The sequence below is a fragment of the Streptomyces sp. NPDC006384 genome (assembly GCF_042870695.1).
Taxonomy (GTDB): domain Bacteria; phylum Actinomycetota; class Actinomycetes; order Streptomycetales; family Streptomycetaceae; genus Streptomyces.
Window position 1 is genome coordinate 1 of record NZ_JBIAHR010000042.1, and the last position, 26,898, is coordinate 26,898.

Genomic DNA, 26,898 nt, shown 5'->3' on the forward strand with positions numbered 1-26,898 from the left:
CTCCCCCCCCCCCGCCTGGGGGCCCCCGGGGCACTCCCCCCCCCCCTGGGCCAGGTCGGGGTCCCGGACCCCGCCCCCGGGGGGGGGGCGGGGCCCCGGCCCCCCCCCCCCGGGGGGGGCCCCGGCCCGCCGGGCGGCCCTCGGCCACACCGAGGGCCGCCCGGTGCTCGCAGGTGTTCCCCTCCCGACGGAAGGACGGTTCCCCACCGTGCGAAGAACCCGGGTCGTCACCGCTCTGCTGGCCCTGGCGGCCGGCCTCCTCACGGCCGGCCCGCCCGCCGCCCTGGCCGCCGAGTCGCCGAAGGCGGCGGCCGTGGCCGCCGACACCTACACCTGGAAGAACGCGCGCATCGACGGCGGCGGCTTCGTCCCCGGCATCGTCTTCAACCGCTCCGAGAAGAACCTGGCCTACGCCCGCACCGACATCGGCGGCGCCTACCGCTGGCAGGAGGAGACGAAGACCTGGACACCGCTCCTCGACCACGTCGGCTGGGACGACTGGGGGCACACGGGCGTGGTCAGTGTCGCCTCCGACTCCGTCGATCCCGACCGCGTGTACGCGGCGGTCGGCACGTACACCAACGACTGGGATCCGGGCAACGGCGCGGTGCTGCGCTCCGCCGACCGGGGCGCGACCTGGGAGAAGACGGATCTGCCGTTCAAGCTGGGCGGCAACATGCCGGGCCGCGGCATGGGCGAGCGCCTCGCGGTCGACCCGCACGACAACGACGTGCTGTACCTGGGCGCGCCCAGCGGCAACGGCCTGTGGCGCTCGACGGACGCGGGCGTGACCTGGTCCGAGGTGACGGCCTTCCCGAACCCGGGGAACTACGCGCAGGACCCGGCCGACACGAGCGGCTACGCCTCCGACAACCAGGGCATCGTCTGGGTCACCTTCGACGAGTCCACGGGGACGGCGGGCTCGCCCACGAAGACGGTCTACGTGGGGGTCGCCGACAAGGAGAACGCCGTCTACCGCTCGACGGACGCGGGCGCGACCTGGCAGCGGGTCGCCGGGCAGCCCACCGGTTACCTCGCCCACAAGGGCGTCCTGGACGCGGAGAACGGCTACCTGTACCTGGCCTACAGCGACACGGGCGGCCCGTACGACGGCGGCAAGGGCCGGCTGTACCGGTACGCGACGGCGACGGGCACCTGGACGGACATCAGCCCGGTCGCCGAGGCCGACACCTACTTCGGCTTCAGCGGACTGACCGTCGACCGGCAGAACCCCGGCACGGTGATGGCGACGGCGTACAGCTCCTGGTGGCCGGACACGCAGATCTTCCGCTCGACGGACAGCGGCGCGACGTGGACGCGGGCGTGGGAGTACACGTCGTACCCGAACCGCGAGAACCGCTACACGATGGACGTCTCCTCGTCCCCGTGGCTGACCTGGGGCGCGAACCCGGCCCCGCCCGAGCAGACGCCGAAGCTGGGCTGGATGACGGAGGCGCTGGAGATCGACCCGTTCGACTCGGACCGGATGATGTACGGGACCGGGGCGACGATCTACGGCACGGAGAACCTCACGGACTGGGACGACGAGGGCGGCAGGTTCGCCATCGAGCCCATGGTGCGCGGGCTGGAGGAGACGGCGGTGAACGACCTGGCCTCTCCCCCGTCCGGTGCCCCGCTGCTCAGCGCGCTCGGTGACATCGGCGGCTTCCGGCACACGAGCCTGACCGAGGTGCCGTCGATGATGTTCACCTCCCCGAACTTCACCTCCACCACCAGCCTGGACTTCGCCGAGACGAAGCCGGACGTCGTCGTGCGGGCCGGGAACCTCGACGCGGGCCCGCACATCGCCTTCTCCACGGACAACGGCGCCAGCTGGTTCGGCGGGAGCGACCCCTCGGGCGTGAGCGGCGGCGGCACGGTGGCCGCGGGCGCGGACGGCAGCCGCTTCGTGTGGAGCCCGCAGGGCACCGGCGTGCACTTCACGAACGGCTTCGGCACGTCCTGGAAGGCGTCGGCCGGCATCCCGGCGGGCGCGATCGTCGAGTCCGACCGGGTCGATCCGAAGACCTTCTACGGCTTCAAGGCCGGTAGGTTCTACGTCAGCACGGACGGCGGCGCGACCTTCACCGCGTCGGCGGCCACCGGACTGCCCTCCGGGGACAGCGTCCGCTTCAAGGCGCTGCCGGGCGGAAAGGGCGACATCTGGCTGGCCGGCGGGGCGGCGGACGGCCCGTACGGCCTGTGGCACTCGACGGACGGCGGCGCGAGCTTCACCAAGCTCCCGAACGTGGAAGAGGCCGACACCGTCGGCTTCGGCAAGGCGGCGCCGGGCGCCTCCTACCAGACCCTCTACACCAGCGCGAAGATCGCCGGGGTCCGCGGCATCTTCCGCTCCACCGACCAAGGCGCCACCTGGACCCGCGTCAACGACGACGCCCACCAGTGGGGCTGGACCGGCGCGGCCATCACCGGCGACCCGCGGGTGTACGGGCGGGTGTACGTGGCGACCAACGGGCGCGGGATCGTCTACGGCGACACGGCCGGCACCGATCCCGGCCCGGGGCCCGGCCCGACGCCGGCCGGCGCGTGCACGGTGACGTACACGGTCACCAATCAGTGGGCGGGCGGCTTCCAGGCCGACGTGCGGCTCACCAACACGGGCACCTCCGCCTGGAAGGGCTGGGCCCTGGAATGGTCGTTCACCGACGGCCAGAAGGTGACGCAGATGTGGAACGCCGACCACACCCAGTCGGGCACCACGGTCACGGCGAAGAACGTCGGCTGGAACGCCGCCGTGGCCCCGGGCGCGTCGGTGAGCTTCGGCCTCACGGGGAGCTGGTCGGGGGCGAACGCGGCACCGGCCTCGTTCGGGCTGGGCGGTCAGGTCTGCGAGCAGGCATGACCGCCCGGGAGGGCGCGTGCCGGTGACGCGCCCTCCCGCCCGCGTGACCGGTGCGTCCGGTCCCCCTCCCCTGGTGCCCCCTCCGTCCGGTCACGGTTCCGCGAACGCGCGGAGGGTGAAGACCGGGTCGGGCCGGGCGGCGGCTTCGGCGCGGAGCTCGCCGCCGCGCAGGGAGTCGTGGTGTTCCGCTTCCCGGTCGCGGCCGTGCACCCGGTCAGTGTGCCCCGTGGCCCCCGGCGAGCTCCTCCACCCGGCGGGCCAGCTCGACGTCCTTCCCGGTGACGGCACCGCCCGCGCTGTGGGTGCTGACCGCCAGGGTCACCGTGTTGTAGCCGAGGGTCAGGTCGGAGTGGTGGTCGAGTTCCTCCTGCACCTGCGCGATGTGGACGACCATCGCGGTGGCCGCGAAGTGCGAGGCGAGCCGGTAGGAGCGGGTGAGACGGCCGGCGTCCAGGGACCAGCCCGGCAGCTCGGCCAGCCGCTCCTCGATCTCCTTCTGCGACAGCGGTTCGACGGGCATGGGCTGCGCTCCTGTCCTGGGCGGCGGTTGCCTCTCCAGCCTGCCACAGGGCGGCCGTCCGGGCCCTGGCCGGAAGCGCCGGCCGGCTACGGCGCCGACGGCCGTCGGCTACCGTTCGGAGTATGACCGCACTCATGTCCGGCACCGCCCCCACCGCCCAGGGCGTGGGTCCGCTGCTGCGGGCCTGGCGGGAGCGGCGGCGGGTCAGCCAGCTGGAGCTGGCACTGCGCGCCGGCTCCTCCGCCCGGCACATCAGCTTCATCGAGACGGGCCGGTCCCGGCCCAGCGAGGAGATGGTGCTGCGGCTCGCCGAGCACCTGGACGTCCCCGTGCGGGAACGCAACGCGCTGCTGCTCGCGGCCGGTTACGCCCCGCACTATCCGGAGACACCGCTGGACGACCCGGCGCTGGGCGCCCTGTGTGAGGGCATGGAGCGGCTGATCCGGGGTTACGAGCCGTATCCGGCGCTTGTCGTGGACGCGACGTACCAGGTGCTCGCCGCCAACCGGGGCATCCTGATGCTGACGGACGGCGTACCGGAGCGTCTGCTCGAGCCGCCGCTGAACGCGATGCGGCTGACCCTGCACCCCGAGGGGCTGGCGCCGCGCATCCGCAATCTGCGCGAGTGGCGCGGGCACCTGCTGGAGCAGATGCGGCGGCAGATCGCCCTGCACCGCTCGCAGGCCCTGCGGGAGCTGTACGAGGAGGTCGCCGCGTACCCCGTGCCGGACACCGGGGCCGGCGAGGAACCGGCCGAGCCGGTGCCGTACTTCGCGCTGCCGATGCAGATCGAGCACGAGGGCCGGACCCTGTCCTTCATCTCGTCGATCTCCACCTTCAACACGCCGATGGACGTGACCGTCGCCGAGCTGGCCATCGAGACGCTGCTCCCGGCCGACCCGGCGACGGTCAAGTACCTTCACACGCTCCTGCCCTGACGTGCCTTCAGCGCCGTGTGCTGCAGCAGCGCGAATCCCGCGACGACGAGCGCCTGGAGCACGGTCCACACCGCGCCCGCCGTGGTGGGGGTGAGCCAGAGGGCCAGGGCGGCGAGACTCAGCGCCGTCCAGGCGAGGTTGGCCTCCACGACGGCCCGCACCGCGAGCGCCGGCGGGTGCCGGCGTGCGGCCAGCAGGCCCACGGCCGACGCGTACACGGCCAGGAACGCGCCGAGACCGAGCAGCGTCCGGGAACCGGCACCGAGAAAGCGGCCCAGCGGCCCGGACAGGGCGAGGTAGGCGAGCGCGTTGGCGCCGGTCACGGCCGCGTCCAGGGCGAGGAGACGGCGGAGCGCCGGCTGCGGTCCGAGGGTGCGGGCGGATACGGCGAGCTGGTTCGCGGACATGGTGGATCACCTTCCGTCGGGGTCGGACAGGCTGCGGGGAACCGGGGGCCGGGCCGGAGTGCGCCGGTCCGGCCCCCGGTGTGTCTCCACGATCCCGTCCGGTCGGGGAACGGTCGATTACCCGAGGGGTAATGCCGTCGCCGCCCTTCGCCCCTTGTGGAACTGACAGGGGAACATGACAGACTGCGGGGGGACTTGGGCGCGTTGGGGAGGCGTGGCGTGAGTGAGCGGCGGGCGGCACCCACCGTGGGCCAGGTGGTGCTGGGCAGACGGCTGCAGGAGCTGCGGGAGCGGGCGGGCCTCAAACGCGAGGAGGCCGCCAAGGTGCTCCGGGTGGCCCCGGCGACCGTACGGCGCATGGAGACGGCCGAGGTCGCGCTGAAAATACCGTACGTCCAGGTCCTGTTGACGGCGTTCGGGGTGCCCGAGGACGAGATCGCGGCGTTCGTCACGCTGGTCGAGGAGGCGAACCGGCCGGGCTGGTGGCAGCGTTACACCGATGTGCTGCCGGACTGGTTCAGCCTGTACGTGAGCCTGGAGGGCGCGGCGCGCATCATCCGCTCCTACGAACCGCACTTCGTGCCGGGCCTGTTGCAGACCGAGGAGTACGCGCGCGCCGTCCTGGACGCCGGGACGATCGGCGGCGCGGGGCAGGACGCCGTCGAACGGCATGTGGCGCTGCGCATGGAGCGGCAGCGGCTGCTGGACCGGCCGGACCCGCCGCACCTGTGGGTGATCATGGACGAGACGGTGCTGCGGCGCCCGGTGAGCGACCACGGCCGGGTGATGCGCGGTCAGCTCGACCGGCTGCTGGAGTTCACCGCCCGGGACCGGGTGACGCTGCAGATCGCCGAGTTCGGGGACGGCCCGCATCCGGGGACGTACGCGCCGTTCACCCTGTTCCGTTTCGCCGAACCGGAGCTGCCCGACATGGTGTTCACCGAGTATCTGACCGGCGCGCTGTACCTGGACTCGCGCGAGGAGGTCTCCACGCACCTGGAGGTGCTGGACCACATGACGGCGCGTGCCGCCTCCACTCAGCGCACCGAGAAGCTCCTGCGGAAGTACCGCGAGACCTACTGACTCCGCCTGCCACCGAACAGCACTTCGAGGGAGAAGACCGCACATGACCGGTTCCGACGCCGCCGCCACCCCCATCGACACCAGCAGGCCGCACCCGGCCCGCGTCTACGACTGGTGGCTGGGCGGCAAGGACAACTACCCCGTGGACGAGGAGCTGGCCCGCAGGATCCTCGCCGCGGACGACACGGCGGTGCGCGGGGCCCGTGCCAACCGCCGGTTCATGCACCGCGCGGTGCGCACGGTCGCCGAGGCCGGGATCCGGCAGTTCCTGGACATCGGCACCGGCATCCCCACCGACCCGAACCTGCACCAGGTGGCCCAGGGCGTCGCGCCCGAGGCGCGGGTGGTGTACGCCGACAACGACCCGATCGTGCTCCGGCACGCCCAGGCGCTGCTGCACGGCTCGGCGGAGGGCGCCACCGAGTACGTCCACGCGGACGTCCGGGACCCGGACACCATCCTGGCGAAGGCCGGCGAGTGCCTGGACCTCGGCCGGCCCGTCGCCCTGTCGCTGGTGGCGCTGACGCACTACCTCGGGGACGCGGCCGACGGCGACGACGCGCACGGTCTGCTGAAGCGGTACGTCGACGCCCTCGCGCCGGGCAGCTACCTGATCCTCTCCCAGGTCACGCCGGATCTGAACCCGGAGGCGGTCGGCCGGGCGGCCGCGCTGTTCGCCCGCGGCGGCACGCCGTTCTATCCGCGTTCGCTCGCCGAGTTCGCCCGCTTCTTCGAGGGCCTGGAGCTGCTGGGCCCGGGTGTCATCCCGGTGACCGGGTGGCGGCCGGAGGCCGAGGACGTGGCGGCGCAGGCGGAGGGCATCGTCCCGGTGTACGCGGGGGTGGCGCGCAAGCCCTGACGACCCCACCGGTCCCGCTCCGGTCCCGCTCCGCCCACCCCGTCCGGCCCCGTACGGGCAGCGCGCCGCTTGCCCCGTACGGGTGCCGCGAAAGGGTGCGGGTCCCCGCCCGCCCCTAGGTTCGGTCCCAGGCGAGCCGAGGGAGCACACGTGACCGAGACGCGGACACCGCCCACCGAACCGGGTGCGGCGCTGCTGCGGGCGGGCCGGTTCTTCCGGCCCGGCACCGCGGCGCCCGACCTGCACAGCATCGGTCTGGTCGGCGGCCGGGAGGCGGACGCCTTCTACCGGGACCGCTGGAGCCACGACAAGGTCGTCACCTCCACCCACGGCGTGAACTGCACGGGTTCCTGCCGCTGGAACGTGTTCGTCAAGGACGGGATCATCACCTGGGAGACCCAGGCGACGGACTATCCGTCGGTCGGCCCGGACCGTCCCGAGTACGAGCCGCGCGGCTGCCCCCGGGGCGCCGCGTTCTCCTGGTACACCTACTCGCCGACGCGGGTGCGCCACCCGTACGTGCGCGGGGTGCTGCTGGAGATGTACCGGGAGGCCCGGGCCCGGCTCGGGGACCCGGTGCTGGCCTGGGCCGACATCCAGGGCGACCCGGAGCGCCGGCGGCGCTACCAGCGGGCCCGCGGCAAGGGCGGGCTGGTCCGGGCGAGCTGGGACGAGGCGGTGGAGATGGTCGCCGCGGCCCACGTCCACACGATCGGGACCCACGGGCCGGACCGGATCGCCGGGTTCTCCCCCATCCCGGCGATGTCGATGGTGTCGCACGCGGCCGGGGCCCGCTTCCACTCCCTGATCGGCGCCCCCATGCTGTCGTTCTACGACTGGTACGCCGATCTGCCGGTGGCCTCCCCGCAGGTCTTCGGCGACCAGACGGACGTCCCGGAGTCGGGCGACTGGTGGGACGCGGCGTACCTGATCATGTGGGGCTCGAACGTCCCGGTGACCCGCACGCCGGACGCGCACTGGATGGCGGAGGCCCGCTACCGGGGCCAGAAGGTGGTCGTCGTCGCGCCGGACTACGCGGACAACGCCAAGTTCGCCGACCAGTGGCTGCACCCGCATCCGGGCACGGACGCGGCGCTGGCGCTGGCGATGGGGCACGTGGTCCTCAGGGAGTTCTTCGTCGACCGGGTCACCCCGTTCTTCGACGACTACGTGCGGCGCTTCACCGACCTGCCGTTCCTGGTGACGCTGACCGGGCGGGACGGCGCGTACGTGCCGGGGAAGTTCCTGCGCGCCGCCGACCTGGGGCAGCGGGGGGCGGACGCGGACTGGAAGACGGTCGTGCTGGACGAGGCGACGGGCCGCGCCGTGGTACCCAACGGCTCACTGGGCTTCCGCTGGAACGAGGCCGACGCGGGGAGGTGGAACCTGGACCTCGGCGACGTACGCCCCCGGCTGAGCCTGCACGGCCACGAGGCGGCGACGGGCGTCGAGGTGCTGCTGCCCCGCTTCGACACCGAGGGCGGAGCGCACGGCCAGGGCCGCGGCGACGTCCTGCGGCGGGGCGTTCCGGCGACGCGGCTCGGCGGAGCGGACGGGCCGCTGGTGACGACCGTGTTCGACCTGCTGCTGGCCCAGTACGGGGTGGCCCGTGACGGGCTGCCGGGCGAGTGGCCGGCGTCGTACGAGGACGCGGAGGCGCCCGGCACCCCGGCCTGGCAGGAGACGCACACGTCGGTGCCGGCGGCGGCCTGTGTGCGCATCGCCCGGGAGTTCGCGCGGACCGCCGAGCGGTCCAAGGGCCGCTGCATGATCCTGATGGGCGCGGGCACCAACCACTGGTTCCACTCCGAGACGATCTACCGGACCTTCCTGGCCCTGCTCCAGCTCACCGGCTGCCAGGGCCGCAACGGCGGCGGCTGGGCGCACTACGTGGGCCAGGAGAAGTGCCGCCCGGTCACCGGCTGGGCGGCACTGGCCGCCGCCTCCGACTGGTCGCGCCCGCCGCGCCAGATGATCGGCACGGCCTACTGGTACCTGAACACCGACCAGTTCCGCTACGACCGGTTCGGCGCGGACGTCCTGGCCTCGCCGCTCGGCGAGGGGCGGCTCGCGGGGATGACGGCGGCGGACTGCCTGGCACTGTCGGCGCGCACGGGGTGGATGCCGTCGTACCCGACCTTCGACCGCAATCCGCTGGAGCTGGGCGAGACCTCCGGCGATCCGGTGGCGAACGCGGTGGCCGAACTGCGGGCGGGCACGCTGAGGTTCGCCTGCGAGGACCCGGACGCGCCGGAGAACTGGCCGCGGATCGTGACCCTGTGGCGGGCCAACCTGCTCGGTTCGTCGGCGAAGGGCGCCGAGTACTTCACCAGGCACCTGCTGGGCACGCACTCCTCGCTGCGCGCGAAGGAGGCGGCGCCGGACGAGCGGCCCCGGGACGTGGTGTGGCGCGAGGAGGCGCCCGAGGGCAAGCTCGACCTGCTGCTGTCGCTGGACTTCCGGCACACCTCCTCCACGCTGCTGTCCGACGTGGTGCTGCCGGCCGCGACCTGGTACGAGAAGCACGACCTGTCCAGCACGGACATGCACCCCTATGTGCACGCGTTCTCCCCGGCGGTGGACCCGCCGTGGCAGGCGCGCACCGACTTCGACACGTTCAAGGCGCTCGCGGAGAAGCTGAGCGAACTGGCCGTGGGCCGTCTCGGCGTACGCAGGGACCTGGTGGCGTCGCCGCTCCAGCACGACACCCCGGGCGAGATCGCCCAGCCGGGCGGCGTCGTACGGGACTGGAGGCGCGGGGAGTGCGAACCTGAGCCGGGGAAGACGCTGCCGAACCTGACGGTCGTGGAGCGGGACTACACGGCGATCGGCGCCAAGTTCGCGGCCCTGGGGCCGCTGGTGGAGGCCAAGGGGCTGCCCGCCAAGGGCATCACCCTCAGGCCCGACGAGGAGGTCGAGCGGCTGCGGGCGATGAACGGCGCGGTGCGCGGCGGCCCGGCGGACGGGCGCCCCTCGCTGGACACGGCCGTCAAGGCCGCCGACACCATCCTGGCCCTGTCCGGCACGACCAACGGCCGCCTGGCCACGCAGGGCTTCCGCACGCTGGAGGCGAAGACCGGGCAGGAGATGGCCCACCTGGCCGCCGAGCACGAGGGCAAACGGATCACCTACGCGGACACGCAGGCCGCGCCCGTGCCGGTGATCACCTCGCCGGAGTGGTCGGGCAGCGAGGCCGGCGGACGGCGGTACACGGCGTTCACGCTCAACACCGAGCACCTCAAGCCCTGGCACACCCTCACCGGGCGCCAGCAGTTCTTCCTCGACCACGACTGGATGCACGAGCTGGGCGAGGCGCTGCCGGTGTACCGGCCGCCGCTGGACATGCACCGGCTGTTCGGCGAACCGCGGCTCGGGCCGGACGGCCACCGCGAGGTGACCGTCCGCTACCTCACCCCGCACAACAAGTGGTCCATCCACTCCGAGTACCAGGACAACCTGTTCATGCTGGCGCTGTCCCGGGGCGGGCAGACCATCTGGATGGCGCCCGAGGACGCGGACGCGATCGGCGTGGGCGACGACGACTGGATCGAGGCGGTCAACCGCAACGGCGTCGTCGTGGCACGCGCGATCGTCTCGCACCGCATGCCGCCCGGCACGGTCTACATGCACCACGCGCAGGAACGCACGGTCAACGTGCCGCTCACCGAGACGACCGGGAAACGCGGCGGCACCCACAACTCGCTCACCCGCCTGCTCCTCAAGCCGACCCATCTCATCGGCGGCTACGCCCAGCTGTCCTGGGCGTTCAACTACCTGGGGCCGACGGGCAACCAGCGCGACGAGGTGACGGTCATCCGCCGCCGCGCCCAGGAGGTCGAGTACTGATGCGCCCGATGGCCCAGATCGCGATGGTCATGAACCTCGACAAGTGCATCGGCTGCCACACCTGCTCGGTCACCTGCAAACAGGCGTGGACCAACCGGCGCGGCATGGAGTACGTCTGGTTCAACAACGTCGAGACCCGCCCCGGCCAGGGCTACCCCCGCCGCTACGAGGACCAGGACAGATGGCGCGGCGGCTGGGAGCTGAACCGGCGCGGCGCCCTGAAGCTGAAGGCGGGCGGCCGGCTGAGGAAGCTCGCCGGGATCTTCTCCAACCCGAAGCTCCCGGAGATCAAGGACTACTACGAGCCCTGGACGTACGACTACAAGAACCTCACCGACGCCCCGCTCGGCGACGACTACCCGGTGGCGCGGCCCGTCTCCCAGCTCGACGGCAAGCCGATGAAGATCGGCTGGTCCTCCAACTGGGACGACAACCTGGGCGGCGCCCCCGCCTACGGCGACCTGGACCCGATGGTGGAGCGCACCCGCCGGGAGGCCTCCGACAAGGTGCGGTTCGCCTACGAGCAGACCTTCATGTTCTACCTGCCGCGCATCTGCGAGCACTGCCTCAACCCGTCGTGCGTGGCGTCCTGCCCGTCGGGGGCGATGTACAAACGGTCGGAGGACGGCATCGTCCTGGTCGACCAGGACCGCTGCCGGGGCTGGCGGATGTGCGTGACCGGCTGCCCGTACAAGAAGGTGTACTTCAACCACCGCACCGGCAAGGCCGAGAAGTGCACCCTGTGCTATCCGCGCATCGAGGTGGGCATGCCGACGGTCTGCTCGGAGACCTGCGTGGGCCGGCTGCGGTACCTGGGGGTCGTGCTGTACGACGCCGACAAGGTGGCCGCGGCGGCGTCCACGCCCGACGAGCAGGCCCTGTACGAGGCCCAGCTGGGCGTCTTCCTCGACCCGGAGGACCCCGGGGTGCGCGAGGCGGCGGAGGCCGCGGGGATCCCGTACGACTGGCTGGAGGCGGCCCGGCGCTCCCCCGTGCACGCGCTGGTGAGCAGGTACCGGGTGGCGCTGCCGCTGCATCCCGAGTACCGCACGATGCCGATGGTCTGGTACATCCCGCCGCTGTCGCCGGTGGTGGACGCGCTGACGGAGACCGGGCACGACGGGGAGGACGCGGACAACCTGTTCGGCGCGATCGACACGCTGCGCATCCCGCTGGAGTACCTGGCGGAGCTGTTCACCGCGGGCGACGTCGCACCGGTGCGGGCGTCCCTGGAGAAGCTGGCCGCGATGCGCTCCCACATGCGGGCGGTCAACCTCGGCGAGGAGACCGACCCGTCGGTCGCGGCGGCCGCCGGCCTGACGCCGGCGGAGATCGAGGACATGTACCGGCTGCTGGCGATCGCCAAGTACGAGGAGCGGTACGTCATCCCCACCGCCGCCCTGGGGGACGCGCGGCGGCTGGAGGAGTCCGCGCTGCCGGACACCTGCAGCCTGGACACCGACGGAGGCCCCGGCATGGGCGGGGACGGGCCCTTCGGCCGGGACTCGGGACGCAGACGGCTGCCGCTGGTGCCGGTGGAGAACTTCCACATCCTGCGCCGGCGGCAGACCGCGGACGACGAGAGGGAGGTGTGATGCCCGGTTTCGAGGTCCTGTACCAGGCGGCGGCGCTCTGCCTGACCTACCCCGACGACGACTTCCGCGCCCGGCTGCCCCTGCTGAGACAGGCCGCGCCACAGCTGCGGGAGTTCACCGACCACGCGGCGGCGACCGAGCAGGGCGCACTGCAGGCGCACTACGTGGAGGTCTTCGACTTCAAGAACCGGCACAGTCTCTATCTGAGCTGGTGGACCGACGGCGACACCCGCAACCGCGGCATGTCCCTGGTCCGCTTCAAGGAGCTGTACCGCGCCCACGGCCTGGAGTTCACCGGCGAGGAGCTGCCCGACTTCCTCCCCGCCGTCCTGGAGTTCACCTCGCGCACCGGCAACGTGGTCCCGCTGGTCGAGCACCGCGCGGCCCTCGACCGGCTCCGCGACCGGCTCACCGCCTTCGGCACGCCCTACGCCCGCGTCCTGGACGCCGTGTGCGCCACCCTGCCGCCCGCACCGACCGGAGCACTCCCATGACCGTCCTCCTCTGGGGCGTCCTGCCCTACGCCGCCTTCGTCCTGCTCGTCGCCGGCCTGGTCTGGCGGCACCGCTACGACCGGTTCGGCTGGACCACCCGCTCCTCCCAGGTCTACGAGTCGAAGCTGCTCGACATCGCCTCACCGGTGTTCCACTACGGCATCCTGTTCGTGCTCGTCGGCCACCTGATCGGCCTGTTCGTGCCGGAGTCGTGGACGGACGCGATCGGTGTGGACGAGCGCGCCTACCACCTGTTCTCCCTGTACGGCGGCACCGCGGCCGGGGTGCTGACGGTCGCCGGGATCGCGATGCTGGTCTACCGGCGGCGCACCAGGGCGCCCGTGTTCCGGGCGACGACGGCCAACGACAAGTTCATGTACGTCTTCCTGCTCGGCGCGATCCTGCTCGGCATGATCGCCAAGCTGGCGCACAGCTCCGGCGAGGGCTACGACTACCGGCACACCATCGCGCCCTGGGCCCGCGGCCTGTTCGCCCTGCGGCCCGACACGGGGCTGATGGAGGGCGTGCCGGTGCTGTACCAGGCGCACGCGGTGGTCGGGATGCTGCTGATCGCGCTGGTGCCGTACACCCGGCTGGTGCACATGTTCAGCGCACCGCTGCAGTACCTGTTCCGGCCCTACGTGGTGTACCGGTCGCGCGACCCCAGGCAGCTGGGGCCGCGCCCGGACCGGCGGGGCTGGGAGCGGACCGGGTCGTAGCCGGTCCGCACCCGGCCCCGGGATGTCAGGCGAGCTTCGCCGACAGGGTGATGGTCGTGCCGGTCAGCGCCTGGCTGACCGGGCAGTTCTTCTTGGCGTCCTCGGCGGCGGCGACGAACGCGTCGTTGTCGATGCCGGGGACGGTGCCCTCCACGGTGAGGTGGATGCCCTTGATGCCCTCACCCGGCTGGAAGGTGACGTCGGCCGAGGTGGTCAGCCTGGTGGGCGGGGTGCCGGCGCCGGCCAGGGCGTGCGACAGCGCCATGGAGAAGCAGCTGGAGTGGGCGGCGGCGATCAGCTCCTCGGGGCTGGTCTTCCCGTTCGCCTGCTCGGCGCGCGACGGCCACGACACCGGCTGCTCGCCGATGCCGGACGAGTCGAAGGTGACGACACCGCTGCCCTCGAGCAGGTTGCCTTCCCAGACGGTGTGTGCGGAGCGCGTGGTTGCCACGACGATTCCTTTCCGGATTCCCTTGCGGTACTGGGGTGGTGGGATCCCGGGCCCGGGTTCCCACCCCCATCCGATCACACTCCGGCCCGGCTCACCCGGAAGACCTCTCCCCGTCCGGGACACGCCGGCGCCGGGCCGCCATCACCGCGTGGACCAGCACGCCCGCGAACAGGAACAGCACGCCCTGGTAGACCGCCGCGTAACCGGCGCCGGCGACCAGCCACAGGGAGAACGCGGCCGCCACGGAGGCGATCACGGCGTCGCGCACCAGCCGGGCGCGGTCGACGCGCTCGCGCTGTCCGGAGACCAGGTGGAAGAGCTGCGCGGCGGTGGCCAGCAGATAGGGCACGGTCGCGGTGAAGGTGGTGACGAGGACCAGGATCTCGAAGACCTTCGCCGAACCGGCCGTGTAGTTGTAGACGGTGAGCAGGGAGGCCAGGACGACGGTGACGCCGACGCCGACCGTGGGGACGCCGCGCCGCCTGCGGGCGAACACGGCCGGGAACAGGCCGTCCTTCGCCGCCGCGTACGGGGTCTGGGCGCTGAGCAGGGTCCAGCCGTTGAGGCAGCCGGTGATCGACACCAGGGCGGCGAGCGCGACGACCCAGCCGCCCCAGGCGCCGCCGAACATGGTGTTCACGGCGTCCGAGAAGGGCGCGGAGGAGTCGACCAGGCGGTCGTGGGGGACGGTGCCGAAGACGGAGAGGGTGCCGAGCAGGTAGACGAGGGCCGCGCCGCAGGTGCCGATGACGGTGGCCCGGCCGACCGTGCGGCGCGGGTTCCTGACCTCCCCGGCGCTGACCGCGGCGGACTCCACGCCGAGGTAGGAGAAGAGCAGGATCGCGGCGGAGGCGGAGACCGCGCCGATGCCGCTGGAGCCGCTCGCGTTGAAGGGGCCGAGGTTGTCCGGGTCGAAGAAGAACAGTCCGCCGACCGCGACGAGCAGCAGCGGCGCGAACTTCAGCACCGTGGACACCATCTGGACGGCGCCCACGTAACGGGTGCCGGCGAAGTTGGCGAGCGCCGGCAGCCACTGGATGACGAGCGCGGCCAGACACGCGGTCCAGCGGTGGTCGTTCACCGGGATCAGGACGTCGAGGTAGCCGACGCCGGCGACGGCGAGCGCCGCGTTGGACACCCAGGTGGTGATCCAGTACGCCCAGGCGGCGAGGAAACCGGCGAAGTCGCCGAAGGCCTCGCGGGCGTAGACGTAGGGGCCGCCGGTGCGCGGGTCGCGGGCGGCGAGCCGGCCGAAGACCAGGGCGAGGGCGATGGCGCCGACCGTGAGCACGCCGAAGGCGAGCAGGCTGATGGTGCCGAAGGGGGCGACGGAGGCGGGGAGCAGGAAGATGCCGCCGCCGATGATGTTGCCCATGACCAGGACGGTGGCGACGGGCAGTCCGAAGCGGCGGGCGTGCTTGCTGCCGCCGTCCGCCGGGGTGGGGGCGGGGCTCTCCTGCGGAGCCGGGTCCGGAGCCGAGGGGGGGAAGGTCCCGGTGACGTGCATGGGGTGGTGCGCCTTCCTTGGAACGGGTGCCCGGGATCGCCGGGGCGGCGTCCATGGTCCGGCACGGCCGCGCACGCCTCCAAATCAGGCGGTTTTGTCCTGCGTGAGCCCCTCCGGGACCGCAAAAGGTGCGCCGTCGCGGCCCTCGGGCCGGGAATCGTCCAGAGGTACCTGGGGGCCGTCGGACTCGCGCAGCCAGCGGCGCAGGATGCGGTGGACGTGCTCGGCGCCGGTGATGCCCGCCCCGTCGCCGTCCGGCGCGGGCAGCACGACGGGCGACATCAGGAAGGCGTGCGACTGGGCGCCGCCGAGCCCGCCGTGGGAGCCGATCTGCTCCTCGAAGGCGAGGACCTCGCCGTCGGCGGGGTCGTGGAAGGAGTTGACCATGATGTCGGCGGTGTGCGGGAAGGAGTGCGTGCGGCGCACGGCGTCCGCGGCTCCCGGGCCGAACGGCGCGAGCGGGCCGGGGTCCTCGTCGAGCCGGTCCAGGGGGACCTCCGCGCCGCGCGCGCCGAGCACCAGGCCGCCGTGCTCCTCGCTGCGCACCAGCAGGAAGCCGATGCCGGGGTGGTTGGCGAGGGTGGGCAGCAGGGCGGGGTGGCGGGCGTCGATCTCCTCGCGGCTCATCCGGTGCGGCACGTCCGGGAAGGAGACGAGACCCAGGTTGCCGGAGGCCAGCACGATCGGCTCCGAGCGGCGTCCGGCGGGGGTGTCGGCGGGACGCTGCTGCTCGGCGCCCTCCTCGACGGGCCGGTGCAGGGCGGCCCGTACGGCGTTGCGTGCCTCGGCGCCGCTGCGGGTGCGGCGCGCCCGGCGCGGCACGGGCAGTCCGCAGCCGGCCCGCACCAGGTCGGCGAGGGTGAGGCCGTAGCGGGAGCGGAAGGTCTCGCCGGGGCTCTGGCCGTGGTCGGACAGGAGGACGATCCGGTACCGGCGGGGGGCGTGCTCGGCGACCTTCTCGATCAGCGCGAGGGACCGGTCGAGCCGCTGGAGGACCTTCCCGGCGTCCCGGCTGCGCGGCCCGGAGTGGTGCGCGACCTCGTCGTAGGCGACCAGGTCGGCGTAGACGGCGGTGCGTCCGGCGAGCATGTCGCCCATGACGGCGGCGACGACGACGTCCCGCTCGACGACGGTGGCGAAGGCGCGGACGAAGGGGTAGAGGCCGCCGCGGGAGACGCGCGGGCGGTCCTTGCGCAGGCGGGCACGGGTGGACTGGCCGATCTCCCGGCAGACCTCGGCGGCGAAGGACAGGGCGGTGCGGACCGCGTTGGCCGGGTCGGAGAAGTAGGCGAAGTAACCGGACCGGGACCGGTTCTCCGGGCCGCGGCGGCGGGTGGCGATGGACAGCACGAGGGCCTGTTCGTCGGCGCCGCCGCTGAACAGGTTGCCTCGGCTGGCGCCGTCGAGGGTGAGCAGTCCGCCGTCGCCGGTGCGTTCGATGGCCCGCCGCTGGAGGTCGGCGGCGCTGGTCGGCCGGTTGCAGACGACGACCTCGCCGGTGTCCTTCTCGTACCAGCGGAACGCCGGGACGTCGTGGTTGGAGCCGTGCAGGATGCCGAGCTGGCTGGCGCCGGTCTGGCTGGACCAGTCGGTGCGCCACGGGTCGAGCCGGTGGGTGGCCGGGGAGCCGTCGCGGCCGAGCCAGCGGGCGACGGTGGGCATCAGGCCCTCGTCGGCCGCGTCCAGCAGCACGTCGTGGCCGACGCCGTCGAGCTGCAGGAAGACCGTGCCGGGTGCGGCCGGGCAGGGCGGGCCGGATCTGCGGCGGCGGTCGGCGAGCCGGTAGAGCCGGCGCCGGTAGGCGTCGTCGTCGCGCACGGCCAGGGCACCGCCGGTGGCCGAGGCCACGGCGGACATCACGGCGGCCACCACCACGGCGGTCTCGGGGGCGACGCCGCCGCGCGCGGCCGGGTTCACGTCCAGGGCGAGCAGCAGCAGCCCGCCGTTGAGGAAGAAGACCAGCAGCCCGAGGACGAGCGCCGGCACCAGCAGCAGCAGCCGGACCAGCAGCGGCCACACCAGCGCGGACAGCAGGCCGAAGGCGCCCGCGCCGACCGCGGCGGTGACCGCGATGTCGGTCGCGCTGTCCCCGTCGGGCGACTGGAGCCGGAAGTCCGGCAGGATCCCGGCGAGCACCAGCATCGTCACCGTGGAGACGGCCCACACGGCGACGCTCCGCCCGATCTGACTGGCGCCCCGCCGCCAGCGCCCTCCGCCCACGTCCGCACACCTCACGTCCCGGCCCGTCGTCCGCGCGGGCCCACCCCACCCTGCCACAACGCTCCGGGACGCCCGTTCGTCCCCCGGGTCCGGTCCCGTACCCGGGGCCGGTCCGCGTCCGGCCACGGACCCCTCAGCGGCCGTCGTACCCCGCCGTCGGCATCGACAGCCGGCGGTGCACGCACGCCTTCATCCGGGCGTCGTACGACGGTTCCGCCCGCCCGACGGTCTCCACCCGCACCCCGCGCCGCGCGCACTCCGCCGTGAACTCCTCCACGGAGGACAGCGCGCTCTCCAGCACCCGGCGGCTGGGCGCCACGAACAGGTCGCGTCCGGGGCTGATGCCGTCCCACAGGGCCTCGTGGTCGGGCCGCAGCCCCCGGACCAGCAGCTCGCGTGTGACGACGTAGCCGTGCTCGGCGGCCCAGCGCGCGCACATGGCGTGCTGGCTGCGGGAATCGACCAGGAACGGATCGTCGTCCAGCTGCTCCAGCGGCGTCAGACTCGCGATCGCCGTCACCCGTACCGGCCTCATGGTGTCCCCCTCACCTCCCGTTTTCGCCGCCGACCCTACCCCTGGACGTAGGCTTCGGGGAGTCGCGCGAAGGAGGCGGAGGAGTGCCGGTGGAGCTCACGTGGTGGGGTCACGCCACCTGCACGGTCGAGGACTCGGACATACGTGTGCTCACCGACCCGTTGTTCGTCCGCCGGCTGGCACATCTGCGGCGCAGGGCGGGCGCGGTGCCGCCGCCGGACGCCTGGCGCGCGGACGTGGCGCTCGTGTCCCATCTGCACGCCGACCATCTGCACGTGCCCTCGCTCGCGCGGCTCGCGCCGGGCACGCGCCTGCTCGTGCCCCGGGGCGCACGGCGCGCGGTGCCGGGAATGCGCCGCCGGCTCGGGCACCTCAGACTGACCGAGGTGGCCCCCGGCGACGAGACGACAGTCGGTGACCTGCGCATACGCGTGGTCCCGGCGCTGCACGACGGGCGGCGGCTGCCGCTGGGCCCGCACCGCTCCCCCGCCCTCGGTTACGTCGTCGAGGGCGAGGCCCGTACGTACTTCGCCGGGGACACCGGACTGTTCGACGCCATGGAGAAGGAGGTCGGCCCGGTCGACGCGGCGCTGCTGCCGGTGGGCGGCTGGGGACCGTACCTCGGCCCGGAGCACCTGGACGCGGGGCGGGCGGCCGAGGCGCTGGCCCGGCTGGCACCGGAGGTGGCGGTGCCGGTGCACTACGGCACGTACTGGCCGATCGGGATGGACGCCGTGCGCCCCCACGAGTTCCACGCGCCGGGTGACGAGTTCGTGCGCCTGTCGGCGCTGCGCGCGCCGGGTGTGGCGGTGCACCGGCTGGGGCACGGCGAGAGCGTGCGGGTGGAGGCTGGGAGGTGACCTGGCTGGGCGCCGCCGTGACGAGCATCCCGACCGAGCCCACGCAGCAGGCGCTCGGCTATCCGTCGCTGTTCCTGCTGGTGCTGATCGGGGCGCTGGTGCCGGTGGTGCCGACGGGGGTGCTGGTGAGTTCGGCGGCGGTGGTGGCGATGCACCAGACGCTGCCGTTCTCGCTGCTGATGGTGTTCGCGACGGCGTCGCTGGCCGCGTTCTGCGGGGACATGACGCTGTACTGGCTGGGACGGCGCGGGGTCGGTTCGAAGAACGGGTCGCGCTGGCTGGAGGTGATCCGGTCCCGGGCGCCCGAGGACCGGCTGGAGCAGGCGCGGGAGAAGCTCGCCGAGCACGACGTCGCGGTGCTCGTGCTGTCCCGGCTGGTGCCGGCCGGCCGCATCCCGGTGATGCTGGCCTGCCTGCTGGCCGAGTGGCCCTCGCGCCGCTTCGCCAAGGGCAACCTGCCGGCCTGTCTGGCGTGGGCGGTGACCTACCAGCTGATCGGGATACTGAGCGGCTCGCTGTTCAGCGAGCCGTGGGAGGGCGTGGCCGCGGCGATCGCGCTCACGGTGCTGGTGAGCGTGGCGCCGGGCGTGTGGCGGCGGCTGCGGGGACCCGAGAAGGCGTAGCCGCGGGCGGCGGGCACGGGTGCGGGTGCGGTCCGGTCACTCCAGTACGCGGGAGCCGCCGACGGGCAGGTCCCACAGGTCCTCGCGGGGCAGGCCGGCCCGCTGCCAGGCGGCGCGCACCCGGGTGAGCGGTTCCAGGACGGGTTCGGCCGACAGGACGAAGGTGCCCCAGTGCATGGGCGCCATCCGGCGGGCGCCGAGGTCCTGGGCGGCCCGGACCGCCTCCTCCGGGTCGCAGTGCACGTCGCTGAGCCACCAGCGCGGGTCGTAGGCGCCGATGGGGAGCAGCGCGAGGTCGATGCCGGGGTGGCGGCGGCCGATGCGGGAGAACCAGTGGCCGTAGCCGGTGTCGCCGGCGAAGTACACGCGCCGGCCGTCGGCGTCGGTGAGGACCCAGCCGCCCCACAGGGTGCGGCAGGTGTCGGTGAGGGTCCGCTTGGACCAGTGGTGGGCGGGCACGAAGTCGAAGCGGACCCCGCCCAGTTCGGCCGCCTCCCACCAGTCCAGCTCGGTGACGCGGGTGAAGCGGCGCCGGTGGAACCAGCGGCCGAGCCCGGCCGGCACGAACACCGGGGTGTCGCGCGGCAGCCGGCGCAGCGTGGGGGCGTCCAGGTGGTCGTAGTGGTTGTGGCTGATGACGACCGCGTCGACCCGCGGCAGGTCGTTCCAGGCGACGCCGACGGGGGTGACGCGGGCCGGGGTGCCGAGGATACGGCGGGACCAGACCGGGTCGGTGAGCACGGTGAGCCCGCCGATCCGCACCACCCAGCTGGCGTGTCCCGCCCAGGTGACGGCGACGGTGCGGGCGTCCACGCGGGGCAGCGGGGCGGGGGCGTACGGCAGTCTGGGGATGTCGGCGAGGCCCTCGGGGCCGGGTCTGACCGCGCCCTCCCGGGCGAATCTGGCGAAGGCCCTCAGACCGGGCAGCGGCGCGGTCAGGCGGTCGTGGAAGGTCCGCGGCCACACCCGGCGTTCGGCCAGGGGACGGGGCGCGGCGGGGGGCGGGCAGGGAGGGGTCGTGTCCGGCGGGGCGCCGGTCTCCCGGGCCCGGACGGGGGTGGTGGTCTCCGGGGAGCGGCCGGGGGCGGTGGTGCTCGTGGCCGGCCGGGGCTGCTGCGTCATCGTGGAGGCTCCCATCGCCGAGCGTCGCGCAGATCGTCGAAGACCGTTTTCAGAGCGGTCAACGCGCCGTGCACGTGCGGCAGTTCCAACGGGTCGGGGGAGGTGAGGCATGCCGCGCGCCGCTCGTCGGTGTCCCCGAGCAGCGGGCCGGTGGACAGCCGGACGCGCAGGGCGAGCAGGCCGTCGCCGAAGCGGTGGCCGCCGGGGGCGGGCATGCCGAGCCGGGCGGTGAGGAAGTCCTCCAGTTCCTGGGCGTCGCCGACGCCCTGTTCGGCGAGCGCGTCGCGCAGCGGTCCGAGGTCGGCGTACAGGTGGCGGCCGGCCTGCGGGGGCCGGGCGGTGGCGCCCGCGGAGACGACGGCCGCGTGCACGGCGGCGGCGACACGCGCGTGCAGGCGTACGGCGGCGGCCCGGCGGGCGGTGACCGGCTCGGGTTCGGCCAGCGCGTACCCGGCCGCGGCGGCGACGGGCGCGGCGACGCCGGCGCCGAGCGCGGTGAGCACGTCGAGCACCCGCGCGTGCAGGCCGTCGCCGGCGGCGGACGCGGGGAAGCGTGCGACGGCGGCGGGCCAGCCGGGCGGGAGCAGCGCGCCGGCCAGGTCGGTGACGACGGTGACGTGCCCGGGGAGCATCTCGGCGGGGCTGAGCAGCACGGTGTCGTGCGGGTCGTGCAGGGTGTCGCGCCAGGTCTCGTCGCTGACCAGGTGCAGGCCCTCGCCGGTGGCGGCCTCGACGGTCTCGTGCAGCAGTTCGGGCGGGGTGACGGTGCCGGTGGGGTCGTCGGCGACGGACAGCACGAGCAGGCGCGGGTCGCCGCCCTCGGCCCGGACGCGGCGCACGGTCTCCAGGAGGGCGTACGGATCGGGCACGCCGCCGGACTCGGCGGAGGTCGGGACGTGGAAGACGGGCCGGCCCAGCAGCCGCGCGTACGGCGCCCACCAGGCGGCGCAGGGGCGCGGTACGAGAATGTCGCCGCCGAGCGCGGCGGTCAGCGCGAGCAGCAGGGCGCCCGCGCCGGGGGCGGCGGCCACGTGGTCCGGCCCGGTGGGCAGTCCGCGCCGGTCCCAGTAGCCGCAGGCGGCGTCCAGGAGGGCGGGGGCGCCGCCTGCCGGTTCCTCGTGGACGCGGCCCGCGGCGGCGGCGAGGACGGCGGACAGCTCCGGCAGGACGGGCAGCCCGTCACCGGGCAGGCGCGGACCGTAGCGGACGGGGCCGTGGCCCTCGGGGGCGGGGGCCACGGGGGTGGGGTCCTCGGGGGCGGGGGAGTTCGGAGCGTGTCCCCCCGAGGCGGGGCTCTGTGGGGCAGGGGCTCGCGGGACGCGCTCCTCCCGGTCGGGAGCCTGGGGGGCAGGGCCTCGCGGGGCGTGGCCTTCCGGGTCCGTCCGCCGCATGGGTGCCTCCGCGCAGTCCGTGGTGCCGGGTCCGGTCGCCGACCGGCCGTGGTCCGCTTCCTCGGTCGTGCTCCCAGTACCCACCGTGCCGCCCGGCCATGGCTGCGGCCGGGGTCGCGCCGGTCACAGCGCGGACCGGCGGGGACCGGGGGCGGTCAGTGGTCCCGGGCCTGCCCGCGCGGCCGCAGCCACAGCCGGTACGCGGCCCCGCCGAACGCGCCCGCGATCAGGAGGCCGCCGGCGGCCAGAGCGGGCACGGAGTCGGTGAACGCCCCGCCCGCACCCGCCCGCACCCCGTGCTCCGCCCGCGCCTCCCCGCAGGGCGCCTTGCCGGCCGTGGCGGGCGAGGGGCACGGCGGCTCGGCCGTCGTACAGGGCGCGCCGTGGGTACCGGGCCCGTCGTGCCCGGTGGGAGCGTCGTGCCCGGTGGAGTCGCCGGGGGCGGCGGGCCGGGCGTAGGGGGCCGCCTCGCCGCCCGGGACGGTTCCCTCCTCCTCGCCGGCCTCGGACACATCGTCCGGGACGAGACCCTCGGCGGCGGGCACGTCACCCGGGGCCGGCTCCTCGGCGAGGGCCGGGGCGTCCTTCGGAGCCGGCTCCTCGTACGGTGCGGCTTCCTCACCGGAGGCGGTGTCCTCGTAGGGCACGGCCGCGTCGCCCGGGGCGGTCTTCGGGTCGGGTGCGGACTGCCCCCGCGTCGCCGGCTTCCCGCCGGGGAGGGCGGGCTCGGGGCACGTGGGCCCGGGGCGGACGGTCCCGGCGGAGGCGTTTCCGGGCGGTGCGGGCGGCGCGGGCGGCGCGGGCGCGCCGGTGCCGCCCGTGGCGCCGTTCACCGTCATCGCCGTGCTCCACCGCCGGCCCTCGTCGCCGGACGCGGACGGGCAGGTGCCGTCGACGGTCCACGGGATGTCCGGTCCCACCGCGTCCGGGTCGGTCTCGAGATCCTCGGCGGAGGCTATGCGCGCGGTGCCGCGGTAGACGGTCCCCGTGGCCCCGGCACCGTCGCCCGTCTCCTTGAGCAGGGCGACGGTGCCCCCGTCGAAGGCCTGCGAGGTGGCGTCGAGGGCGTCGGGCGCCGCGCCGCCGGCGGGGCCGCAGGTGACGGAGACGGTGACGGTGCCGCCGGGGACGGTGCCGGCCGGGCTGACCTCCGCGGCCGGTCCGCCCGCCCCGGCCGGGTCCTGGCCGGCGTCCGGGGCCGCCGCTCCGGACTGCGCGGAGACGCCCAGGGCGGCACTGGCCAGGACGGCGACGGACAGGGCACGGGCGGTACGGCGCATGGGGCGGGCTCCTTCGAGCGACGGCTGCGGGGACGCGGCGCTCACGCCCCTCGGCCATCACAGCCCGCCGGGCCCCCTGCCGCGCGCCGCCGTGCGCCGTTCGCGGGACCGGGGGCGCCCGTGCGGGTGAGGGGCAGGTTTGGCGCTCCCGCTCACCGCCCGGGCCCAACGGACCCGGGAGCCCTGCGGCGCCGCGATCCTCATCGGTTACGTTGTGTCCGCGTCCGCCTGGGGGCGGGGCGGGGCCGCCGCGGCGGCCCACCAGGACGTCGCAGGCAAGGAGACACCCGTATGGAAGCGCACGATGCGCGGGACACGGCCCAAAGGCTGCGCGCGATCTGCGGCGAGTTGTCGGACCGGTTCTTCGAGCGGGCCGACGTGGTGCGGACGCTGGTGGTGACGCTGCTGGCCGGGCAGCACTCCCTGGTGCTCGGCCCGCCCGGGACGGCGAAGTCCGAGATGGCCCGGGAACTCACCGGCCGGGTCGAGGGCGCGTCGTACTGGGAGATCCTGCTGTCGAAGTTCACCGCGCCGACGAGGATGTTCGGGCCCATCGACGTCGCCGCGCTGGCCCGGGGCGAGTACCGGCAGGTGTTCGAAGGCCGCGCCACGACCGCGCACGTCGCTTTCATCGACGAGATCTTCAAGTGCTCCACGGCGGCGCTCAACGAGACGCTGGGCTTCCTCAACGAGCGGATCTACCACCCCGAGAACGGCGGCGAGCCGGTCCGCTGCCCCCTGATCGGGGCCATCACCGCGAGCAACGAGCTGCCCGGCGGGGAGGACGCGGCCGCGGTGTACGACCGCCTGCTGGTGCGGATCGAGGTCGGGTACCTGGAGGATCCGGCGAACTTCGCCGCGCTGGTCCGTTCCGCCGTCGCCCGCCCCGCCGCCCCGCGGCGGACCACGGTCGCACTGGGCGCGCTGCAGCACGCCGTGACCGTGTCCGTCCCGGCCGTTCAGGTGCCCGACGCGGTCGTGGACGCGGTGTGCACCCTGCGGGCCGCCCTGCGCCGCAGGGAACTCGTCGCCTCCGACCGCCGCTGGCGGCAGGCGGTGGGCCTGCTCCAGGCGTCCGCGTATCTCGACGGCCGGCCCGCGGTCACGGAGAAGGACCTGCCGGTGCTGACCCACGTGCTGTGGGACTCCCCCGCCCAGCGCCCGGTCGTCGAGCGCGAGGTGCTGCAGCTGGTCAACCCCGACGCGAAGGAGGCGCTCGACCTGGCCGACGTCATCGAGGAGCTGGAGACCCAGCTCGACGCGATGGCCGGGCAGTCCCGCGAGGCGCTGAGCGAGTGGGTCATCAAGAAGGCCCACAACCGGCTCGCCACGGCCGGCAAGCGGCTGGAGGAGCTGCGCCGGGAGGCGGCGGCCGCCGGACGTTCCACCGCCGCCATCGACCGGGTCACCGGCCGTCAGCGCGCCGTCCGCGCCCGCGTGCTCACCGAGGCGCTCGGCATGGACGCGAGCATGGTGCAGGACCGCCTCTGAGGGGCGGGGACGACGGGGATCCGGGGGACGACGGGAATCCGGAGGCGGGGACACGTTCCGAGGGGCGGGGAGATGGAGAGCACGGAATCGACGCCGGACCGGCTCGAGGAGCTGGCGGGCCGGGCCGGCATATGGCTGGGCGGTCCCGCCGCCGCGCCGGAACGCCACACCTCGGCCGTGGCCGGGGACCGGTTCGACCGGTTCACCTGGCGCGACACCTACGAGCAGTCGGCCGGTCTGCGCGAGCTGGCCGGGGAGCTGACCGGGCACCACGACCACGCGGCCGATCTGCTGGCCGACGTGTTCCTCGCCGCCTACCGGGCCCGCCCGCGCCTGCGGGACCGTGTGGAGCTGGAGCCGTCCCGGCTGGTCAACCACCGGATCGTCGCCGCGTTGCTGGACTCGCCGCACTTCGCCGAGGTACGCCGGGAGACGGTCGGGGACCCCTACGCCGCCGCCGTCGCCGTACTCGCCCAGGGGCCGGCGCTGCGCAGGCTGCTGGAGGACTCGCGGGAGGCCCAGGACCTGGCCGAACGGGCGGAGCGGGGACGGCGGGAGGCCGAGGACGCCGCGGCCCGCGTGGGCGAGGCGCTCCGGCGGGCCGCCGACACGGCCGGCGAGGACGGCACCGTGCCGGCCCCCGCCGCCGACGCCGTACGGGACGCGGTCCGGGCCGCCGAGGCCACCGCGCGGCGGGCCGTCGGGGAAGGCGCGCGGGCGCTCGCGGCGGCGGTCCCCGGGCTCGGGGCCGGCGCGCGCGACGCGGCGGCGCGGGCGGCGGCCGCCGTGCGGCAGGAGGCCGCGCTGATGCGGGCCTGGGGCGTCGGCGCCGGGGAGCTGCAGCGGATGCCGTTCGACCGGCGGGCCCGGCTCGCCGAGCGGCTGCGCACCGGGCGCCTGGCACGGTGGGCCGAGCTGATCGGCCGCTTCCGGCGGATGGCCGACGGGGAACGCGCCCGCAAGGTGGAGAACGCCACCGGCGAACTGGTCGGCGTCACGCTCGGCGACGACCTCTCCCGGGTCGTCCCGTCCGAGCTGGCCAACCTCGGCCTGCCCGAGCTGCGCGCCGTGTTCGCCGTGCGCTACGCCGCCGGGGAGCTGATGCTCTACGACAGCCGGGGCGAGCAGACCACCGGCCGGGGCGCCGTGATCGCGTGCGTGGACACCTCGCACTCCATGTACGCGGAGGGGCCCGGCGGGGTCACCCGGGAGGCGTGGGCCAAGGCGTGCGCCCTGGCGCTGCTGGACCAGGCCCGGCAGGCGGGCCGGGACTTCGTCGGCATCCTCTTCTCCGGCCCCGGCAGGCTCCGGGTCTTCCGCTTCCCGGCCGGCGAGGAGGCCGGCGTCGACCGGGTCGTGGACTTCGCGGAGACCTTCCTCGGCGGCGGGACCAGCTACCAGACACCGCTGTCGGCGGCCGGCGACCTGCTGGCGGAGGAGTTCGACGACGCGGCCCGCGCCCGGGGCGACATCGTGCTGATCACCGACGACGACTGCGGTGTCACGGAGGAGTGGATGCGCGGCTGGAAGGAGGCCAGGCGCCGGCTGGGTTTCCGGGTCTTCGGCGTGGCCGTCGGCGCCCCGCGCGCGGCGGACGAGGGCTCGGTCCTGGAGGCGCTGTGCGACAACCTCCGGTCCGTGGAGGACTTCACCGACGTCCACGCGGCCGCCGACCTCTTCCGCCTGATCTGACGGCTCCCGTCACGGCTCGGGCAGCTCCCTCACGGCTCCGGCGGCTTCCGTCACGGCCGGTGGCGCCGTCAGGAGGCGGAGGGCGGCTCCGGGGCGGCGGCCGGTTCCGGCCGGTGTCCGGGCGGCGGGGCGGCGCCCGGCAGCATCAGGTCCTCGTACCTGCCCAGGGCCAGCACCACGCCGAGCATGAGGACCGGGATGAACACAGCGAACAGCACCGCCATGGTCCGTCCTTCCCGAGAAGGGTGGGCGTGGGGGGTGGCGCGTGCACGAGGCGGGTTCCCCGGCCGGTCCGGGCGAACCCACGGAGCGCCCCGGCGCCCCCCCCCCCCCCCCGGCCCGGGGGGGGGGGGGGGCCCCCGGGGCGGGAAAACGCAGCGGACCCGACCGGGGGAAACCATG

The 26,898-nt window shown here is 74.4% G+C and carries 22 protein-coding genes; 12 read left to right on the plus strand and 10 right to left on the minus strand.

Translation table 11 applies throughout. The features are described from left to right. Window positions 1–208: 208 nt before the first annotated feature. The gene (locus ACFYOJ_RS35245) at window positions 209–2,863 is read left to right on the plus strand and encodes a cellulose binding domain-containing protein (protein WP_356555256.1); all 2,655 of its coding nucleotides are present in this window, start codon (window positions 209–211) and stop codon (window positions 2,861–2,863) included. Between the two features lie 214 nt (window positions 2,864–3,077). Here ACFYOJ_RS35245 and ACFYOJ_RS35250 read toward each other — a convergent pair whose 3' ends face one another. After that, window positions 3,078–3,383, minus strand: coding sequence for a 4a-hydroxytetrahydrobiopterin dehydratase (locus tag ACFYOJ_RS35250; RefSeq protein WP_356555255.1), 306 nt, complete (start codon window positions 3,381–3,383; stop codon window positions 3,078–3,080). Between the two features lie 122 nt (window positions 3,384–3,505). Here ACFYOJ_RS35250 and ACFYOJ_RS35255 point away from each other — a divergent pair, with 122 nt between their 5' ends. Continuing rightward, on the plus strand, window positions 3,506–4,321 hold the full coding sequence (locus ACFYOJ_RS35255) for a helix-turn-helix transcriptional regulator (protein WP_356555254.1): 816 nt from the start codon (window positions 3,506–3,508) through the stop codon (window positions 4,319–4,321). On the opposite strand, the gene ACFYOJ_RS35260 is transcribed toward ACFYOJ_RS35255, so the two are convergent. Next, complete coding sequence (locus ACFYOJ_RS35260; RefSeq protein ID WP_356555253.1) at window positions 4,303–4,728, minus strand: hypothetical protein; 426 nt, start codon at window positions 4,726–4,728, stop codon at window positions 4,303–4,305. The genes ACFYOJ_RS35255 and ACFYOJ_RS35260 overlap by 19 nt on opposite strands. A 219-nt stretch (window positions 4,729–4,947) precedes the next feature. On the opposite strand from ACFYOJ_RS35260, the gene ACFYOJ_RS35265 reads away from it, so the two are divergent. The 6 genes from ACFYOJ_RS35265 (at window position 4,948) to narI (ending at window position 13,324) form a co-directional block, all read left to right on the plus strand. Next, on the plus strand, window positions 4,948–5,811 hold the full coding sequence (locus ACFYOJ_RS35265) for a helix-turn-helix transcriptional regulator (RefSeq protein WP_356555251.1): 864 nt from the start codon (window positions 4,948–4,950) through the stop codon (window positions 5,809–5,811). 43 nt (window positions 5,812–5,854) lie between these two features. Beyond that, window positions 5,855–6,670, plus strand: a complete 816-nt coding sequence (locus ACFYOJ_RS35270) for an SAM-dependent methyltransferase (protein WP_356555249.1) — start codon at window positions 5,855–5,857, stop codon at window positions 6,668–6,670. A gap of 150 nt (window positions 6,671–6,820) precedes the next feature. Continuing rightward, window positions 6,821–10,516: a nitrate reductase subunit alpha gene (locus ACFYOJ_RS35275; protein ID WP_356555248.1), complete on the plus strand. Its 3,696-nt coding sequence runs from the start codon at window positions 6,821–6,823 to the stop codon at window positions 10,514–10,516. Further along, window positions 10,516–12,111, plus strand: coding sequence for a nitrate reductase subunit beta (narH, locus tag ACFYOJ_RS35280; RefSeq protein WP_356555247.1), 1,596 nt, complete (start codon window positions 10,516–10,518; stop codon window positions 12,109–12,111). The genes ACFYOJ_RS35275 and narH overlap by 1 nt, the downstream gene beginning before the upstream one ends. Further along, window positions 12,111–12,605 carry a nitrate reductase molybdenum cofactor assembly chaperone gene (gene narJ, locus ACFYOJ_RS35285; protein ID WP_356555245.1) on the plus strand — a complete coding sequence of 165 codons (495 nt, stop codon included), beginning with the start codon at window positions 12,111–12,113 and terminating at the stop codon, window positions 12,603–12,605. Before narH ends, narJ begins: the two co-directional genes overlap by 1 nt. Then, the gene (narI, locus tag ACFYOJ_RS35290) at window positions 12,602–13,324 is read left to right on the plus strand and encodes a respiratory nitrate reductase subunit gamma (protein ID WP_356555243.1); all 723 of its coding nucleotides are present in this window, start codon (window positions 12,602–12,604) and stop codon (window positions 13,322–13,324) included. The genes narJ and narI overlap by 4 nt, the downstream gene beginning before the upstream one ends. A 25-nt stretch (window positions 13,325–13,349) precedes the next feature. On the opposite strand, the gene ACFYOJ_RS35295 is transcribed toward narI, so the two are convergent. The 4 genes from ACFYOJ_RS35295 to ACFYOJ_RS35310 all read right to left on the minus strand — a co-directional run bounded on the left by ACFYOJ_RS35295 (window position 13,350) and on the right by ACFYOJ_RS35310 (window position 18,037). Beyond that, entirely contained in the window at window positions 13,350–13,775 is a 426-nt protein-coding gene (locus tag ACFYOJ_RS35295; protein ID WP_356555242.1) for an OsmC family protein, read from the minus strand. 91 nt (window positions 13,776–13,866) lie between these two features. Then, window positions 13,867–15,282 (minus strand): amino acid permease, encoded by a 1,416-nt coding sequence (locus ACFYOJ_RS35300; RefSeq protein ID WP_356555240.1) that lies wholly within the window; start codon window positions 15,280–15,282, stop codon window positions 13,867–13,869. A gap of 84 nt (window positions 15,283–15,366) precedes the next feature. Beyond that, window positions 15,367–17,502 carry a phage holin family protein gene (locus ACFYOJ_RS35305; RefSeq protein WP_356555238.1) on the minus strand — a complete coding sequence of 712 codons (2,136 nt, stop codon included), beginning with the start codon at window positions 17,500–17,502 and terminating at the stop codon, window positions 15,367–15,369. A 133-nt stretch (window positions 17,503–17,635) separates the two neighbouring features. Beyond that, window positions 17,636–18,037 (minus strand): hypothetical protein, encoded by a 402-nt coding sequence (locus ACFYOJ_RS35310; protein ID WP_356555236.1) that lies wholly within the window; start codon window positions 18,035–18,037, stop codon window positions 17,636–17,638. A gap of 83 nt (window positions 18,038–18,120) precedes the next feature. Here ACFYOJ_RS35310 and ACFYOJ_RS35315 point away from each other — a divergent pair, with 83 nt between their 5' ends. Further along, entirely contained in the window at window positions 18,121–18,897 is a 777-nt protein-coding gene (locus ACFYOJ_RS35315; RefSeq protein WP_356555234.1) for an MBL fold metallo-hydrolase, read from the plus strand. Beyond that, on the plus strand, window positions 18,894–19,520 hold the full coding sequence (locus ACFYOJ_RS35320; RefSeq protein ID WP_356555233.1) for a VTT domain-containing protein: 627 nt from the start codon (window positions 18,894–18,896) through the stop codon (window positions 19,518–19,520). Before ACFYOJ_RS35315 ends, ACFYOJ_RS35320 begins: the two co-directional genes overlap by 4 nt. Before the next feature lie 36 nt (window positions 19,521–19,556). Here the strand turns inward: ACFYOJ_RS35320 and ACFYOJ_RS35325 are convergent, their stop codons facing one another. From ACFYOJ_RS35325 to ACFYOJ_RS35335, 3 genes are all read right to left on the minus strand, one after another. Beyond that, on the minus strand, window positions 19,557–20,642 hold the full coding sequence (locus ACFYOJ_RS35325; RefSeq protein ID WP_356555231.1) for an MBL fold metallo-hydrolase: 1,086 nt from the start codon (window positions 20,640–20,642) through the stop codon (window positions 19,557–19,559). Next, complete coding sequence (locus tag ACFYOJ_RS35330; RefSeq protein WP_388598577.1) at window positions 20,639–22,033, minus strand: aminotransferase class I/II-fold pyridoxal phosphate-dependent enzyme; 1,395 nt, start codon at window positions 22,031–22,033, stop codon at window positions 20,639–20,641. The genes ACFYOJ_RS35325 and ACFYOJ_RS35330 overlap by 4 nt, the downstream gene beginning before the upstream one ends. A 155-nt stretch (window positions 22,034–22,188) precedes the next feature. Then, entirely contained in the window at window positions 22,189–23,313 is a 1,125-nt protein-coding gene (locus tag ACFYOJ_RS35335) for a hypothetical protein (RefSeq protein ID WP_356555228.1), read from the minus strand. Window positions 23,314–23,604: 291 nt separating this feature from the next. On the opposite strand from ACFYOJ_RS35335, the gene ACFYOJ_RS35340 reads away from it, so the two are divergent. Together ACFYOJ_RS35340 and ACFYOJ_RS35345 are read left to right on the plus strand one after the other, a co-directional pair. After that, window positions 23,605–24,804, plus strand: coding sequence for an AAA family ATPase (locus tag ACFYOJ_RS35340; protein WP_356555226.1), 1,200 nt, complete (start codon window positions 23,605–23,607; stop codon window positions 24,802–24,804). Between the two features lie 72 nt (window positions 24,805–24,876). Further along, a complete protein-coding gene (locus tag ACFYOJ_RS35345; protein WP_356555224.1) occupies window positions 24,877–26,496 on the plus strand; it encodes a VWA domain-containing protein in 1,620 nt (539 codons plus the stop codon). Between the two features lie 68 nt (window positions 26,497–26,564). Here ACFYOJ_RS35345 and ACFYOJ_RS35350 read toward each other — a convergent pair whose 3' ends face one another. Continuing rightward, on the minus strand, window positions 26,565–26,720 hold the full coding sequence (locus ACFYOJ_RS35350; RefSeq protein ID WP_356555222.1) for a hypothetical protein: 156 nt from the start codon (window positions 26,718–26,720) through the stop codon (window positions 26,565–26,567). Between the last annotated feature and the right edge of the window lie 178 nt (window positions 26,721–26,898).

Bases quoted from the DNA above. Each gene is read 5' to 3' on its own strand.
- ACFYOJ_RS35300 (WP_356555240.1), bottom strand. From the start codon at position 15,282: ATGCACGTCACCGGGACCTTCCCCCCCTCGGCTCCGGACCCGGCTCCG.
- ACFYOJ_RS35260 (WP_356555253.1), bottom strand. From the start codon at position 4,728: ATGTCCGCGAACCAGCTCGCCGTATCCGCCCGCACCCTCGGACCGCAG.
- ACFYOJ_RS35350 (WP_356555222.1), bottom strand. From the start codon at position 26,720: ATGGCGGTGCTGTTCGCTGTGTTCATCCCGGTCCTCATGCTCGGCGTG.
- ACFYOJ_RS35335 (WP_356555228.1), bottom strand. From the start codon at position 23,313: ATGCGCCGTACCGCCCGTGCCCTGTCCGTCGCCGTCCTGGCCAGTGCC.
- narI (WP_356555243.1), top strand. From the start codon at position 12,602: ATGACCGTCCTCCTCTGGGGCGTCCTGCCCTACGCCGCCTTCGTCCTG.
- ACFYOJ_RS35325 (WP_356555231.1), bottom strand. From the start codon at position 20,642: ATGACGCAGCAGCCCCGGCCGGCCACGAGCACCACCGCCCCCGGCCGC.
- narJ (WP_356555245.1), top strand. From the start codon at position 12,111: ATGCCCGGTTTCGAGGTCCTGTACCAGGCGGCGGCGCTCTGCCTGACC.
- ACFYOJ_RS35270 (WP_356555249.1), top strand. From the start codon at position 5,855: ATGACCGGTTCCGACGCCGCCGCCACCCCCATCGACACCAGCAGGCCG.
- ACFYOJ_RS35345 (WP_356555224.1), top strand. From the start codon at position 24,877: ATGGAGAGCACGGAATCGACGCCGGACCGGCTCGAGGAGCTGGCGGGC.
- ACFYOJ_RS35330 (WP_388598577.1), bottom strand. From the start codon at position 22,033: ATGCGGCGGACGGACCCGGAAGGCCACGCCCCGCGAGGCCCTGCCCCC.
- ACFYOJ_RS35255 (WP_356555254.1), top strand. From the start codon at position 3,506: ATGACCGCACTCATGTCCGGCACCGCCCCCACCGCCCAGGGCGTGGGT.
- ACFYOJ_RS35310 (WP_356555236.1), bottom strand. From the start codon at position 18,037: ATGAGGCCGGTACGGGTGACGGCGATCGCGAGTCTGACGCCGCTGGAG.
- narH (WP_356555247.1), top strand. From the start codon at position 10,516: ATGCGCCCGATGGCCCAGATCGCGATGGTCATGAACCTCGACAAGTGC.
- ACFYOJ_RS35250 (WP_356555255.1), bottom strand. From the start codon at position 3,383: ATGCCCGTCGAACCGCTGTCGCAGAAGGAGATCGAGGAGCGGCTGGCC.
- ACFYOJ_RS35340 (WP_356555226.1), top strand. From the start codon at position 23,605: ATGGAAGCGCACGATGCGCGGGACACGGCCCAAAGGCTGCGCGCGATC.